The 12704-nt window shown below is 63.2% G+C and carries 16 protein-coding genes; 2 read left to right on the plus strand and 14 right to left on the minus strand.

The annotated features are described in order from the left end of the window. From BMX43_RS18985 to BMX43_RS18995, 3 genes are all read right to left on the minus strand, one after another. Positions 1–238, minus strand: a 238-nt coding sequence (locus tag BMX43_RS18985) for a hypothetical protein (protein WP_139201637.1), incomplete at its 3' end; no start/stop codon positions are given. A 498-nt stretch (positions 239–736) separates the two neighbouring features. Further along, positions 737–3148 (minus strand): hypothetical protein, encoded by a 2412-nt coding sequence (locus BMX43_RS18990; RefSeq protein ID WP_091303746.1) that lies wholly within the window; start codon positions 3146–3148, stop codon positions 737–739. A gap of 12 nt (positions 3149–3160) precedes the next feature. Continuing rightward, positions 3161–4789: a terminase large subunit gene (locus BMX43_RS18995; RefSeq protein ID WP_091303748.1), complete on the minus strand. Its 1629-nt coding sequence runs from the start codon at positions 4787–4789 to the stop codon at positions 3161–3163. A gap of 86 nt (positions 4790–4875) precedes the next feature. Between BMX43_RS18995 and BMX43_RS19005 the strand changes: the two genes are divergently transcribed. Further along, complete coding sequence (locus BMX43_RS19005; protein ID WP_139201638.1) at positions 4876–5364, plus strand: hypothetical protein; 489 nt, start codon at positions 4876–4878, stop codon at positions 5362–5364. Here the strand turns inward: BMX43_RS19005 and BMX43_RS19010 are convergent. From BMX43_RS19010 to BMX43_RS19030, 5 genes are read right to left on the minus strand one after another with little or no spacing between them, the layout of a single operon-like run. Continuing rightward, on the minus strand, positions 5361–5756 hold the full coding sequence (locus tag BMX43_RS19010; RefSeq protein WP_091303754.1) for a P27 family phage terminase small subunit: 396 nt from the start codon (positions 5754–5756) through the stop codon (positions 5361–5363). The two genes, BMX43_RS19005 and BMX43_RS19010, sit on opposite strands and share 4 nt — an antisense overlap. Further along, positions 5753–6064 (minus strand): head-tail adaptor protein, encoded by a 312-nt coding sequence (locus BMX43_RS19015; RefSeq protein WP_245749544.1) that lies wholly within the window; start codon positions 6062–6064, stop codon positions 5753–5755. Before BMX43_RS19015 ends, BMX43_RS19010 begins: the two co-directional genes overlap by 4 nt. After that, the gene (gene gp17, locus BMX43_RS19020) at positions 6064–6483 is read right to left on the minus strand and encodes a tail completion protein gp17 (RefSeq protein ID WP_091303757.1); all 420 of its coding nucleotides are present in this window, start codon (positions 6481–6483) and stop codon (positions 6064–6066) included. The genes BMX43_RS19015 and gp17 overlap by 1 nt, the downstream gene beginning before the upstream one ends. Then, complete coding sequence (locus tag BMX43_RS19025; RefSeq protein ID WP_091303760.1) at positions 6480–6935, minus strand: HK97 gp10 family phage protein; 456 nt, start codon at positions 6933–6935, stop codon at positions 6480–6482. Before BMX43_RS19025 ends, gp17 begins: the two co-directional genes overlap by 4 nt. Further along, on the minus strand, positions 6935–7237 hold the full coding sequence (locus BMX43_RS19030) for a head-tail connector protein (RefSeq protein WP_091303766.1): 303 nt from the start codon (positions 7235–7237) through the stop codon (positions 6935–6937). Before BMX43_RS19030 ends, BMX43_RS19025 begins: the two co-directional genes overlap by 1 nt. Before the next feature lie 215 nt (positions 7238–7452). Here BMX43_RS19030 and BMX43_RS19610 point away from each other — a divergent pair, with 215 nt between their 5' ends. Further along, positions 7453–8232 carry a hypothetical protein gene (locus tag BMX43_RS19610; RefSeq protein WP_139201639.1) on the plus strand — a complete coding sequence of 260 codons (780 nt, stop codon included), beginning with the start codon at positions 7453–7455 and terminating at the stop codon, positions 8230–8232. Between the two features lie 49 nt (positions 8233–8281). On the opposite strand, the gene BMX43_RS19035 is transcribed toward BMX43_RS19610, so the two are convergent. The 6 genes from BMX43_RS19035 to BMX43_RS19060 are packed head-to-tail and all read right to left on the minus strand — an operon-like array spanning position 8282 to position 12490. Beyond that, positions 8282–8527: a hypothetical protein gene (locus BMX43_RS19035; RefSeq protein WP_091303767.1), complete on the minus strand. Its 246-nt coding sequence runs from the start codon at positions 8525–8527 to the stop codon at positions 8282–8284. Continuing rightward, on the minus strand, positions 8524–8865 hold the full coding sequence (locus BMX43_RS19040; protein ID WP_091303768.1) for an HNH endonuclease: 342 nt from the start codon (positions 8863–8865) through the stop codon (positions 8524–8526). The genes BMX43_RS19035 and BMX43_RS19040 overlap by 4 nt, the downstream gene beginning before the upstream one ends. Before the next feature lies 1 nt (position 8866). Beyond that, positions 8867–9472: a hypothetical protein gene (locus BMX43_RS19045; protein WP_091303770.1), complete on the minus strand. Its 606-nt coding sequence runs from the start codon at positions 9470–9472 to the stop codon at positions 8867–8869. A 3-nt stretch (positions 9473–9475) separates the two neighbouring features. Then, positions 9476–10969 carry a phage major capsid protein gene (locus BMX43_RS19050; RefSeq protein WP_091303773.1) on the minus strand — a complete coding sequence of 498 codons (1494 nt, stop codon included), beginning with the start codon at positions 10967–10969 and terminating at the stop codon, positions 9476–9478. Continuing rightward, positions 10966–11292 (minus strand): gene transfer agent family protein, encoded by a 327-nt coding sequence (locus tag BMX43_RS19055; RefSeq protein WP_091303776.1) that lies wholly within the window; start codon positions 11290–11292, stop codon positions 10966–10968. The genes BMX43_RS19050 and BMX43_RS19055 overlap by 4 nt, the downstream gene beginning before the upstream one ends. Next, the gene (locus BMX43_RS19060) at positions 11285–12490 is read right to left on the minus strand and encodes a phage portal protein (protein ID WP_245749543.1); all 1206 of its coding nucleotides are present in this window, start codon (positions 12488–12490) and stop codon (positions 11285–11287) included. Before BMX43_RS19060 ends, BMX43_RS19055 begins: the two co-directional genes overlap by 8 nt. Positions 12491–12704 lie beyond the last annotated feature (214 nt).

Here is a 12704-nt window from a genome sequence, read left to right on the forward strand (position 1 = left end):
TGGTCAGGACGCGCACCTGCGACAGCGGCACCGCGCCTTCAAAGCCGGGCATGATGATCTTGATTTCTTCGGGCGCCTTTTTGACCTCCACGCCGGGCAGGTCGGCAGGGATGGTCCGGGCGTCGATCTCGGCGCGGATGTAATCGGTGATGACCTCGGGCACGGTCTTGTTCTTGGCGGCAGCGATCTGGCGCAGTTGTTCGCCGCGTTCGTCAGGCAGTTTCAGCATGTAGGGCATGGCAACCTCTTGGGATGGGACATGCCAGAACATACCGGAAACGGGTTGTCAGGTAAACCCGTAAATGGAAGAATATTGGACGTTACATAGATATGGAACCGCAGGTGCATATGGAAGAAATTTGGCCGTTACTCGAATCATAACCGGGGAAGGTAAACCAGTCTGGAACCGGGGAAAGGATGGAAGAATTTTGGCCGTATTATATATCATTCTAAGTAACTTACTTATAAATAATCATAGTAACGGCCATTTTTCTTCCATACCCTTCCCCGGTTCATACGAAGCCGGAAAGTTCTGATTACATACCCTTCCCCGGTTCAAACTATAGGCCTGCCCGGTTCACCCGAACCCGCGCACCCGAACCAGCACACCCGGCCCCCGAACCCGCCGTGCCGCGCCAGAGTCCATGAGGCGGCCCGCACAGACTCATCTACCCCCGCCGGGCACCCGATGCACCCGGCGCCCGACAAGGCCGCCCAGCGGGCTTCCTGTGGAGTCTCAGACCCTGCCCCGGTTCAGCAGGGCACCGGGGCGCATCTGCCGTTGCAGTTCCTGTTGCACCACCGCGCGCAGGGTGACATCCATTTCGCTGGCGATCTGTTTCGCAAGGTCGGCGTTCTGCATCGCATCGCCGCCGCTGGCATTCACCGTCACCGGGGCGTTGATCGTCACCACCGGGGCGGGCACCTTCACAGAGTCCACAGAACGCGCGCTGGTGGCCCGTGCCACCTTGCCAGCCTCACCCACAAGCCCGCCGCTGGCATAGCCCCTACGGGCGCTCTGGTGGAGTCTGGCGAGGTTGTCAGCACCAAAGCGCTGCACCGTCTCTTTCGAAAAGACGAACTCGCCCTTGTGAACCACCCCCGCCGGTTCGAACTTGTCGCCATGGCCGGTATAGCCCCCGGCGCTGAACATCGGAACGCCCATCAACAGCCCGCCCAAGGTGGCGAGGAAAGAACCGCCGCCCCCGGCAGCGGCCCCGCCCATCATGCCCATCACCATGCTTTGCATCTGCGCGCTGGCGATCTGCATCAACAGCGAAGACAGCGCTTCCTCGGCTGACATGGAACCCGACAGGATGCCGGTGAACAGATCGCCCATCGCCTCGGCCCCGCGCTTTGACGCATCTTCGGCCTGTTTCATCTGGACGGCGGCGGCCTCGGCCTGCGCACCGGCAGCGGCATAGGACCGGGCCAGCCGGTCTATCTCGGCAGTCAGTTCCGGGGTGATCGCCTTGCCGTCCCGCTGCGCCGCCGCCAGAAGTTCGGCGCGCTTGCGGGCCACCTCGATAGCCTCGGCATAGGTTTCCCCGGCTTTGGCTGCGGCGATCAGCGCCACCGCCTCGGCATCCAGTGCGGCCTTTTCGCGGGTCAGGGCTTCCACCGCCTGCGCGTAGTCATCCTGTGTGCGGCCACCACCTGCACCACCGCCACCCGCCGGTTCAGGGTCAGGCATCCCAAGTTCAAACGGGCGCTGTTGCGGGCGGGGCGAAGACGCAGGCGCGAACTCACCGGGCGGCAACAGGTCATAGGGGTTCGCAGGCACCGTAAGCGGGGTGCCCTTGTCCATCGGCAGCGCACCACCCGGCAGCGCCTCGCGCACCTCGCGGGCCTTGGCGCGCAGGCTTTCCAGCGAAGACCACAGCCCGCCCAGCCGTTCGATCACCCGGCCAAAGCGCGCATCGTCAATATCGCCCAGGGCGGCGAAGGCATCCTGCGCCTTCTGGATCAGCGTTGCCATCTGCGCTTCAAAATCGCCCGCGCTGATCTCGCCCGCGTCCAGTTGCGTGTTCAGCCGCTGCATCCCCTGCGCAGCCTCAAACAGCGCCTGCGCTGGCCCTTCCTCGCCCATCCGGCGCAGATCGCCCGAGAAGCGTTGCAGGATCGGCGCCAGCGCCCCGGCCTCGGAACCGAAGCGTTCATAGAGCGTCAACAGCCCCTGAATCTCTTGCGCATGATCGGCGACGGCCTGCCCGTTGCCGTCCAGCGCCTGCGTCACCCCATCGCCCAGAAGCTGCGGCGCCTGATCGCGGTTGCGGAACAGATCGCCCGCCGCCAGCTTGTCGCTTTCGGTCTGAAGGTTCAGAATCTGCGCAAGGAAGTCCGCCGCGCCCAAGGCGGCACTCTGCCAGCCCCGATGAATGTTGGCGGTCAGCGCGGTATAGCGCCGGTCCAGCTCATCGGCCTTGGCGATCTGATCGGCGGTCAAGACGCTGGCGCGGTCCATCATGGCCCGGATACCGGCCTCGCCCCTGCCCAGCAGTTCGACAAAGCGTTCGCCGCCGGTGCCGCCGAACACCTCATCGGCCACCCTGATCTGTGCAGGCCGGTCCAGCCCTTCCATCCGCTTGACGATTTCCAGCATCAGTTCGGACGGGTCTTTCAGCCGGGCGGCAAGATCGGTCGCGTTGAAGCCCAGTCGTTCGAACGCCTCTGCCGCCGGGCCTTGGCCGGTGATGATGAACTCATCGGCGCGCAGCGACAGTTCCTTGAACCCGTCCACCAGCGCGTCAACCCCGATGCGGTTCTGTTCCGCCACATACTGCCAGCGCTGGAAGGCCTCCGCCTGCACCCCGGCCCGCGCGGCTGCGTTGCCGATCTCGGCAATCCCGCGCACCGTCTGCCTGATCTGCCCGGCGGCGATGCCAAGGCCCGCCCCCAGACCGGCACCGGCCAGACCGGCCAGACCCACCCCCAGCCCCGGAAGCTGGATCTCGCCCAAGGCGGCGGCGATGCGGCTGCCCACCGATCCGTAGGCCGCGCCCATACGCTCGGCGCTTTCCTTCGCCCGGCGTTCCATCTGCGCCGCAGCCTTCTGGTGAATGCTGGTCGCGCGGGCAAAGTCGCGCTGGAACTGGCGCGTCTGCGCCTCCAGCTTGACGATAAGCCCCATCATATCGGCCTCGGCCATACTCATTACCTCTTACAACAGCACCAGCCCCAGAACGTCCGGGTCTGAATAGCGGGATTTCTTGTGATGGGCGGTCACGGCGCGGGATACCGCCATGGCCGATGCCACCGCCGCGTCAATGCGCCCGGTGGAGCGTTGCTTGTGCATCCGCACCAGCCCGCTTTGTGGATTGGTGGACACGGCCACATTATCGAAATGCAGCCGCAGCAGCGGGTCGGCGTCATGGCGGATCATCTCACCATGAACCGTGCGGATCAGGTTCCCGGTCGCCTCTGACATGATGACGGCGCTTTGCGGATGGGTGAACACCGGCAGGCCATCATCCGACAGGTTCTGTGACAGCACCCGCGCCAAGGCCGGGTCCACTGCGATTTCCTGCACGTCATAGCGGGCGCAAAGGTCGCGCACATGGTCTTCAACCTGCTTCTGGTCGATCACCCCGCCGGGGCAAAGCTGGATCACGCCATCATCGGCCCATTGCCGGTAAGGCGCGCGGTCCCGATGCGCCCGGCCTGCCAGATCGGCCTCGGGCACGAAACAGGTGTTCCGAAGCGTCACCTGCCCATCGGCATGGCGAAAGGCGATGGCAACAGCCGTCAGGTCGCCCGATTGCGACATGTCCACCCCGATATAGGCGGGAAGCTGGTCAAGGTCGGCGTCGTCATCTGCGAAGGCGCGGGCGTCATAGGTGGCAAGGTCGAACAGCGGGCTGCGGCTGTTCGCCTGCCAGATGTTCAGGTTGAACTGTTTGAAGCTGGCCAGTTCCGCCGGGTTGCCCTCGGCCTCTTTCGCAAGCGCCCGCAGCCCTGACAGCGACGGAAAGCCATGAACAAGGCCGGGGTTCACCTTGCGCCATACGTCTTCGTCCTGCCAATCCTCTTCCGGTTCGGCCATGAACAGCACCGGCAGGAACTCGGGGTTCACGATCTCGCCCTTCGCCACCTGCACCGCATAGGCGAACTGATCGGCGGCCAGCCCCTCGGCCCCGCGCCCCGCCGTGGTGGCGATCACCATCAGCGTGTCATCGGTCTTGGCCTGCCCGCTCTTGATCGCCTCCCACAGGTCGCGGCCCCGCCATGCGTGAATCTCGTCAATCAAGGTGAAGGAAGGCGTCAGGCCATGTGCGGCCCCGCCGTCCGATGCCAGCGCGGTCAGGGTGCTGCCGTTCTTGCCGAAGGTGATCTGTTTCTTGGAATTGAAGGCGTCACGGATCGTCACCGCCCGCAGCAGGCGGCGGTCTTCGCGGATGATGTTCGCCGCTTCCTTGAAGCCGATAGACGCCTGTTCACGGTCGCAGGCCGCAAACAGCACCTGCCCGGCGGCGCGCGATTCCGGCCCGAACAGGTGCAGCAGCGCCAGCGCGGCGGCAAGGCTGGTCTTGCGGTTCCCGCGTGGCAGCAAGAGCATTACGGTTTTGACGATCCGGCTGCCATCGGGGTTCCTCGGGCCATAGATGCGCCGCACAATCCGTTCCTGCCAGTCGTAAAGCTGGAAGGTCCGCCCCGGCGCGGTGCTGTTCGGATGTTTGAGCCGCCGCAGGAAGGTCACGGCCCGTTCGCCATGCCCGAGCGGGTCAGCGATGGGCGATCCGTCATTGATCCATGCCGGGAAGGTGCTGGCACCAGAACTCGAGCGAATCATGTTGACGCCACATTACTATTCATTGTATTCATGAATACGTTGAAGTAACTGATTACGATAGTGATCAAGACCAAGGAGATGACATTATGGCGCGACTGGTAACCAACAGACAAGAAGCTGTTGATATGATTCACAAGTTTCAGAATGAAGCGCGATCCATTGAAGATCGGCTTTCCCATGTGCGGGCATGGTATGCTTGCAAAGACCACTCTGGTAAGTGGCTGTTTGGAGCATCTAAATTCATTGGCTACCACGAAATGGATGCCGCGACATTTCTTGATCCCGACAACGGCTTGGACGGACGGAAAACCGAGAAACAGCTTCAAGAATGGTTCGATGAAGTGCCGACGACATCGGCACTCTCGGGGACACTTCACGAAAAACTCGCCAGCTATCTCGACACTTTCGGTAAGGTTCCGAGCCGGGTTGCGAGGATAAACGTTCTCCGCGAACCGCAGGCCTCCGATACCAACGCCGATCTGCACCAAAAACTTGTGGATATGATATTGCTTGTCGCCAGAACGCTTCCTGACGATCAGCGGCGCCACCTTAAGCAGCGGATGGCCTCGATCTAGTTCACGCATAATGGGCTCCCGTCGTCATCCTCAGTTTCGGGCGCGGTTCCCAGCCGCGCCCGGCTGACAGGATCAAGCCCGAGGCTGGCGGCGATCTGGCGCGCGGTCTGCGCGGCCCGGTTCTGCACCCCGAACAGCTTCACATCCACCGCCCCGCCCGCAAGCTGGCGTTCGGTCTCGATCTGGCGCACCAGCCCGGCCATGCAGCAATAGGTCTCCACCTGCGCCAGATCGGCAGCACAGATCACCCGCCGGGCCACCAGCACCGGCAGAACCCGTTTCCATTCCGCCCGCGCATAGACACCGAAGTAAGAAGGCGCCTTCGGCACCCGCGCCAAGGGTTCCTGATCGGCGGCGATCTTGGGCTTCACCCCGCGAAGGTGCTTGCTCATGCCGCCACCACCCGCAGTTCCAAGCCCTTGCGGCGCCCGATCTCGGCAATGGCGACGATGTTCCAGACCTTGCCGCCATGCAGCACCCGATCAGCGACGGACACGCCCGGCAGCCAGCGCAGCAGGAACACGGCATTGTTCGTGACGCCTTCACCGTAGGTTGTCAGGAACTCTGACACGCCCGCTTGGCGCAGATCGGCCCTGCCGCTGGCATAGGTCGCCCATGTCTGCACCGGCACCCGCCCCGGCCCGAGGGTTTCCGTCTGCCGTTGCAGGTCGATCCGGTGTTGCAGCTTTCCGCTTTGCATCACGCCGCCCTCCACCGCAGAACGGCAGTCAGGGCGATCACGCCTTGCGTATGTGCCCGCGCCGGGTCGGGGTCGCGCATCCATACCAGTTCAGGCCGCGCCCAAGCGTCGATTGCGAAGCCCTCGGCCTCGGGCGCATCCATCATGGCCCGCATCACCGCACCGGCCACCGCCTGCGCCTGCGCGCCATCCTCCAAAGCCCAGACATGCAGCAGCAGCCGCACCTCGGCCATGATCTGCCCGCCCGCCGCATGGCCCAGGAACCGCACCCGCGCAGGCGCCAGCACGATGGCAGGCATCTGGTCAGGCCGGATCATCCCGGCACGGATGTTCAGCGGGTTCACCCGCGCGGTAATGTCAGGATCAGCCGCCAGCCGATCCCCGATCAGCGCTTGCAGCGCAAAGCCCGGTTCGATCATTTGGCGGCCTTTCGCACTTCGGCACGGATCACCCGGCGAAGCCGCGCCTTCACGCGGTTCATGTTCAGCCGCCACGCGGGCAGCAGGAAGGGTTCCGCCGCCATGGTGCCGGTGCTGGTGCCGTCTTGGTGCTGGCGGGCGTCGGTGCCGAACTCCACCAGATGACCATGCCGGGCGCCGGGTTCGCCTGCGGTGACGAAGGCCTCCCCATCCCCTGCCGTGCGGCGGCCACCATCGGACGCATAGGCCGGGGTTGTCTCGCCCGGTGCGGTCGCGTCGATAGAGGCGATCAGGGCGCCGGTGCTGCGGGAAGTTTCGGCCAAGGCGCTGGCGTCGGCGGCGATCTCTTGCGCCGATCTGGCAAGCGCCGGGTTCAGCGCTTCCAGCACCGCTTGCGGCATCGCTTGCAGGCGCCGGGTCAGCGCCTCAGTTCCCTGAACATAGCGGGCCATCAGGCAGCCTCGGGTTCGGGCTGATAGCCGGTGACGCGGGTCTTGAGGGGCGACAGCAGATCATGCACCCCGAACGGAAGCTGGTAAGCGCTGGCAAAGGTGACGGCTTCGCGCGCTTCATACTGGTGGGCCACCATCAGAAGCGCCGACTGCGCCATCAGCGCGTTCCCTGCGTCAAAGGGCAGGCCGGTATAGGCCTGCACCCATGCTTCGGCCACATTGGCGTAATGGATCAGCAGATCGGCATCGCGGTCGTCGTCAAGGTTCAGATGCGCCCGGACAAGGGCGAGGGAAAGCGGCATAGGGGTTACTCACAACAAGCACTCATCACTTGTTATGATATAACACGCCGGATTCATCAGGAAAAGTTATATTCGGGCCTGTCTTGCGCGCAGGACCACACGCCGGTTCCCTGAGAGGGGGTAAGGTTGAAGGGTGCCCCCGGCTAGGTATACTGTTCGTATCCATATGCGTAACAGTGGGTTATACAGCTTATGCAAAGCGAGGATAAACACCAATGAAATTCACGGCTTCCCAGATGACACTATGGCTCCTATTTTTCATCCTAGCGCCATCCATTTCTTTAGCGCAGTCGCAACCGCTCAGCGGAACAATGATTGGTAGTTCTGATGGCGATATCATGTCATTTGAGTGCGAACTAGAGTATGAAAATCGGATTAATTGTGAGTTTGTTCAGATTTTAATAAGTAAAGACAAGCCGCTAGGACAATGGGATAAGGTTAAGAGTGATTTCGTAGCGGCATGGCCAAAAGAGAATTCAAGCGAGATTAAAGAAGTGCAGGCCATGGCGTGTGAAATGGCTAAGAATCTAGAACTTGCGCTGGGCAGCGACATCAATCCTGCCATTGATGAACAGTTGCGCATCTTCGTAAGTGACGACAGGGTGAGAGCCGCAAACCTTGCTGAAAGCAGTCGAAAAAGCTGCGCGAATCCAACAAAGGAAAACTTTGAACCGATTATTTATGACGGCTACTTACGGGGAACTCAAACGTGCAGGCCCATGGTTAACAAGTATAATCAAGAATTTGTTAAGATTTCAGATGACGTTTGGACTGTAGAATCTTCTCCCTCTGGGTCTTGTGGCGCAGTGAACACAAGTAGGTTTGTGCGTGATCCAAAAGCTAGAATTTTTTGGAATTATACTGCATCTAAAGTCATCACCAACAAATCTGGCGAGGCATTACCGGGCATCGAGTGCGCCCAGCTTGATGAAGGTGAGTATCACTATGTCTGGGATGCCCCTCCAAAAAAGATGGACTGCATTTTCTTTGACTGAAATAGCTGCCCCTTTTAAACAATCGACAATTCGCATCCTCGCCGGTAACTCACCCCACCTTCGGTGCCCTCGCCACCTGCACCCGCATCCTGTCCACCAGCGCGTCCATGTCCACACCGGCGAACATGCAGACCATGGCGAGGTCTTTGCTCGGCGTGGTCAGGTAGCGGCGGGCGTCAAGGGCTTCGGACACGGCGTTCTCGCCCAGTGGCTTGCGCGGCGGTTGCAGCCGGGCATCGGTGATGGCGCGCATCAGCACATCTTGCCAAAGGCTCTGTTCCGGGCTGGCGGTCATGCTGCCGCCCGTTCCGCGCGTTGCTTGACGCTGTTATGGCAGTGCCCGCACAGGGCCTGCCAGTTGTTCCAGTTCCAGAACAGCGCGGTGTCGCCCCGGTGCGGGGTGATGTGATCCACCACCACCGCCGCAGCGCCGCACAGGGCGCAGGTCGGGTGCAGGTGCAGGAAGGCGGCACGGGCCTTTTCCCAGTGGCGCGTATAGCCACGCTGGCGGCTGTTCGGGCGGGTGGCGTCATGGCGACGGCCACGGGCGCGGGTGCTGGTGATCTGACAGGCGCAGGGGCGGCTTGCGGGCACGATCTTGCCACAGGAACACAGGCGGGGCGGGTTCGGCATGTCACACCCCGAGGCGGGCTTGCAGCGCCTCGAAAGCGGCAAGGTCAAAATCAGGGTCCAGACCGGCGGCGATATTGGCTTGCCGCTGTTCGGCCTTGTCGGCGCGGGTCTCGGGCGTGATCCCGGCAAGGCGCAACTCGCGGTCGGATTGCGCGTCCAATGCGGCGGCGATCTCGGCCAGACTGGCGTTCCAGACTTCGGACGGGGGCCAGTGCAGCCAGCTTGTCGCAAGGCTGAACAGATCGGTGAGGAACTGGCGCAGCGGAATACGCGGGCCGGTGCTGGCGCTGGCCTCGCCCTGCGCGGTATCCAGAACCACCGACAGCAGGGCGAGGCAGGCCGCTTGTGCAGGACCAAGAAACTGCACCAGCGGAAGATGGGCGGCATGGGTCAGCAGGCTTTCAGCATCGGCCTTGTCGGTGGCCGCGGCGCGGATCACCGCGTGAAGCGCGGTCAGGGTCTGCCGGGCGACACCATCCCAAAGGGAGGCGATACCGCCCGGCAGGGCTTCAAGCGCCACAGCCGCCCGCAGACTGGCCCGCAGCGTCACGGCATGGGCACCGCAGCGCAGGGGGATTTCAGCGGCGGGCTGTAGCGCGACAGACATGGATCAGGCGACCATCTTCAGCTTGCGGAACACATCCGCCCGCACCACCCCGGCCCCGACGCGGCGGCGGGCGTGGAAGCGGGCAAGGCCGCTGGTGCGCTGCGTCAGCAGGTCGGGCAAAATGTCCAGCGCCACGCGGTCATAGATGCGATACCCGGCCTTGAAGTCACCGAAGATGATCGGCGTTGCACCGCTGGCGATGTTCGGCATGTCCAGCGCTTCCACCACCGGGCGGCCCAGAATGGTTTCAGGCTGGCCTGCCTGATAGGACGGCTGCCACAGATAGTTGCCGTTGCCGTCTTTCAGAGTGCGGATCACGGCAAGCGTGGTGCCGTTCATCACCCATGCACCCCGGTTGCGATAGGTCGCAGGCATCGCATAAAGCAGCCGCACCAGCGCATCCGCCGAAAGCGTGGTGGCGTGGCCGTTGTTCGTCTCGGCGATACCGGCAGCGACCATGAAGCCCTGCGGTGCCTCGGCGGTGCTGCCGTTCACGAAGGCGGCGGCTTCCTTGGCGCCGAAGTCTTCGGCCAGTGCCAGCCGCACCTCGGCTTCGGCATTGCCCGAATCTTCCAGCATCCGCAGCGACAGGTCCACAAAGGTTGCCAGTTCCTTCACATCCACCTGCATCTGACCGAAGGTCGGTTCAGAGGCGGTGCGGGTGGCCGTCTCGCCCACCCACAGGGCGTTGGTGATGCCAGTTCGCTTCGGCAGCAAAACGGTATGGCTGGCGGTCGTGCGCACATCGGCAATGCTGCGGATGGGCGAGAACTCCACCAGATTGCGGATGAACTCGCCCGAGGTTTCTTCCGGGGCCAGCACATAGGCCGGTGCGTCGGCGGCGACAGTCAGCGCCTTCTGGTCGATCTGGCCCGTTTGCAGGAAGCTGACAAAGGCCTTCTTGTCGGGTTCGCCCTGCACAATGGCGGGGGCACCCAGCCGGTTGCCTTTGGCTTCCAGCTTGTCCAGACGCTGCGCAACAGCCTCCAAGGCCTTCATGTCGATCTGCGGCGCATTGGCCGGGGTTTGGTTTTCTTCGTTTTCCATGGTCTCACTCGTTACGGATTTGACAGAGGTAATCTGCGCGCCCGGATGGGCCGGGACGGCAACAATGCTGATTTCATGCAAGGCAAGGGCGCTGATCGTGCGGCCCTGCGGGTGACGCTTCGCCTGTTTGGTGACAAAGCCGATAGACAGGCCCGACACCGCGCCCGCCTTCACCATGGCGCGGACTTCGCGGGCGCGTTCCACGTCGTCCACCAGAAGACGGCCCTTCACGGTCAGGCCTTCGGGGGTTTCCGCGATCTGATCCCAGATCCCGATCACCTGCGCCTGATCGTGGGCAAACAGCATGGGCAATGTGTCCGGGCCGGTGAAGGCGCCTTTCTCGATCACATCGCCCACGCGGTCGGGGGTGCCGAAGGGCCACGCAAGGCCGGTGATCTCGCCCGCATCCGATACCGACAGCGCGGCCTTCAGTTCCAGCCGATCGGTCATGCCGTCACCTGTTCCGCCTTGCCGTTCCACCGGGCAGACATGATTTCCCATGCCAGCCCCAGAACTTCGGCCAGCGGGCGGTTCACGGCGTAGGTATCGCACAGGCGCTTGGCCTGTTCCGGGGCCATGCCGCCGCCGATCAGGCCAAGGCGGATGATCTCGCGCAGGTATTCGGCGGGATAGCCCAGGGCGAGCATCTGGAAGAACAGCGCCCCGGCGCCAAGGCCGGTGATCTTTTCCAGTTCCATAAGCATGGGGTCTGTCAGGGTGAAGGCATGTTCCCCGTCGCCGAAGAAGGCGCGATGGGTGATAAGGTCAGTCATCTTGGGGTTCCTTGATCGGCGCAGGCGCAGCACCAGTTGTCGTGAAGGGGTTTTCCAGCACATCGCCACCGGGCAGCGGCGGCAGGTTCAGGCCTGCGCGCACCTCGTTTGCCGCCATGGCGCCCATGGCCCGGTATTGGCTGTAGGCGGTGGCACGGGCGGCGAACTCCACCGACAGCAGATCATCGGGCGTGGCCTCGATATAGAACCGGGCGCGGTCGGCGGGCGGCAGCAGGACGCGCGTATAGGCCGCCTGCCACCGGGCAATCCAAGGCCGCAGGGTGCCGGTCAGGAAGTCGCGGTGCGATTGTTCGAAGTTCGACCATGTGCCGCGCGACAATTCGTAAAGCAGCGCAGGCGGCACGTTGAAGGCGCGGGCGATCTCGCGCACCTGTTCGCGGCGCACTTCGGAGAACTCGGCATCCGCCAGCTTCGCCGCGATTTCTTGGAAGGTCATGCCTTCGTCAAGGATCGCGGTTGAACCGGCCTGTTCGCCGCCATGCGACTTGAACCAGCTTGTCGCCAGTTTCTTCAGGGCTTCGGCGTCCAGCTTGTTCGGGTGCAGGATCACCCCCGAGGGGCGGCCACCGTTCTTGAAGAACCCGGCAAGGTGCTGTTCAGCGGCCAGCGCCAGCCCGATAGCCTCGCGGGCCAGCGTGATCGGCGACACCCCGCGCAGGCTCTGGATATGCAGCACATCGCCAAAGGGCAGAACCACCGTGCCGCCGCCCGTCAGCCGCACCCGGTAAGAGGGTTCGCCGAAGCCGTCATGTTCCACCGTCACGGCGCCGGGGTCCATCCGGTGCAGTTCCAGCGGCCTGCCTGCGTCATTGCGGATCACCTGCGCAAAACCGTGGCCGGTCAGCAGCGCGTCGGCAGTCAGCAGTTCGCGCAGGTCTTCGGCGCTGGTCCAGTCGTTTGCCCAGTCATGCACCAGCGCATAAGACGGGTGATCCTTCGCAGCGGCCTTGTCGGCGCTGTAGGTCTTGAACGGCAGCGTGGCGACAGATTCCGCGATCAGCGACACCGCCCGGCGCACGGCAGGCACCCGCAGGGCACTGGCGGCGGTGACACTGGCGCCCGAGGTGGCGGGCAGAACCCCGAACAGCGCCAGCGCTTCGGGGTCGGTCAGGCGGATAGACTTCTGTTCAGAAGCGCCCCGCCCGACAACGCGGGCGAGGCTGGACATGATACCCATGGGGAACTCGTTAACTGCACTACGGTATCATAATACCACAGCGCAGAATCCGCCCGCAAGGGTTTTGTTATAGTATCACGCCGCCAGATGATCCAAGTTCAGGCCGGGGTAGGCAATCGCGTTCACCAGTTCCACCCGCTGTTCCAGCATCCCTTGCGGCATGATCCCATATTTCCCGGTTGTCGTCGGCTCTGCATGTCCAAGGATGAAGCCG

The organism is Gemmobacter aquatilis (assembly GCF_900110025.1).
Lineage (GTDB): Bacteria > Pseudomonadota > Alphaproteobacteria > Rhodobacterales > Rhodobacteraceae > Gemmobacter > Gemmobacter aquatilis.

Excerpts from the sequence above, each read along its gene's own strand:
- BMX43_RS18990 (WP_091303746.1), bottom strand. The coding sequence starts at position 3,148 with ATGGCCGAGGCCGATATGATGGGGCTTATCGTCAAGCTGGAGGCGCAG.
- BMX43_RS18995 (WP_091303748.1), bottom strand. The coding sequence starts at position 4,789 with ATGATTCGCTCGAGTTCTGGTGCCAGCACCTTCCCGGCATGGATCAAT.
- BMX43_RS19005 (WP_139201638.1), top strand. The coding sequence starts at position 4,876 with ATGGCGCGACTGGTAACCAACAGACAAGAAGCTGTTGATATGATTCAC.
- BMX43_RS19010 (WP_091303754.1), bottom strand. The coding sequence starts at position 5,756 with ATGAGCAAGCACCTTCGCGGGGTGAAGCCCAAGATCGCCGCCGATCAG.
- BMX43_RS19015 (WP_245749544.1), bottom strand. The coding sequence starts at position 6,064 with ATGCAAAGCGGAAAGCTGCAACACCGGATCGACCTGCAACGGCAGACG.
- gp17 (WP_091303757.1), bottom strand. The coding sequence starts at position 6,483 with ATGATCGAACCGGGCTTTGCGCTGCAAGCGCTGATCGGGGATCGGCTG.
- BMX43_RS19025 (WP_091303760.1), bottom strand. The coding sequence starts at position 6,935 with ATGGCCCGCTATGTTCAGGGAACTGAGGCGCTGACCCGGCGCCTGCAA.
- BMX43_RS19030 (WP_091303766.1), bottom strand. The coding sequence starts at position 7,237 with ATGCCGCTTTCCCTCGCCCTTGTCCGGGCGCATCTGAACCTTGACGAC.
- BMX43_RS19610 (WP_139201639.1), top strand. The coding sequence starts at position 7,453 with ATGAAATTCACGGCTTCCCAGATGACACTATGGCTCCTATTTTTCATC.
- BMX43_RS19035 (WP_091303767.1), bottom strand. The coding sequence starts at position 8,527 with ATGACCGCCAGCCCGGAACAGAGCCTTTGGCAAGATGTGCTGATGCGC.
- BMX43_RS19040 (WP_091303768.1), bottom strand. The coding sequence starts at position 8,865 with ATGCCGAACCCGCCCCGCCTGTGTTCCTGTGGCAAGATCGTGCCCGCA.
- BMX43_RS19045 (WP_091303770.1), bottom strand. The coding sequence starts at position 9,472 with ATGTCTGTCGCGCTACAGCCCGCCGCTGAAATCCCCCTGCGCTGCGGT.
- BMX43_RS19050 (WP_091303773.1), bottom strand. The coding sequence starts at position 10,969 with ATGACCGATCGGCTGGAACTGAAGGCCGCGCTGTCGGTATCGGATGCG.
- BMX43_RS19055 (WP_091303776.1), bottom strand. The coding sequence starts at position 11,292 with ATGACTGACCTTATCACCCATCGCGCCTTCTTCGGCGACGGGGAACAT.
- BMX43_RS19060 (WP_245749543.1), bottom strand. The coding sequence starts at position 12,490 with ATGGGTATCATGTCCAGCCTCGCCCGCGTTGTCGGGCGGGGCGCTTCT.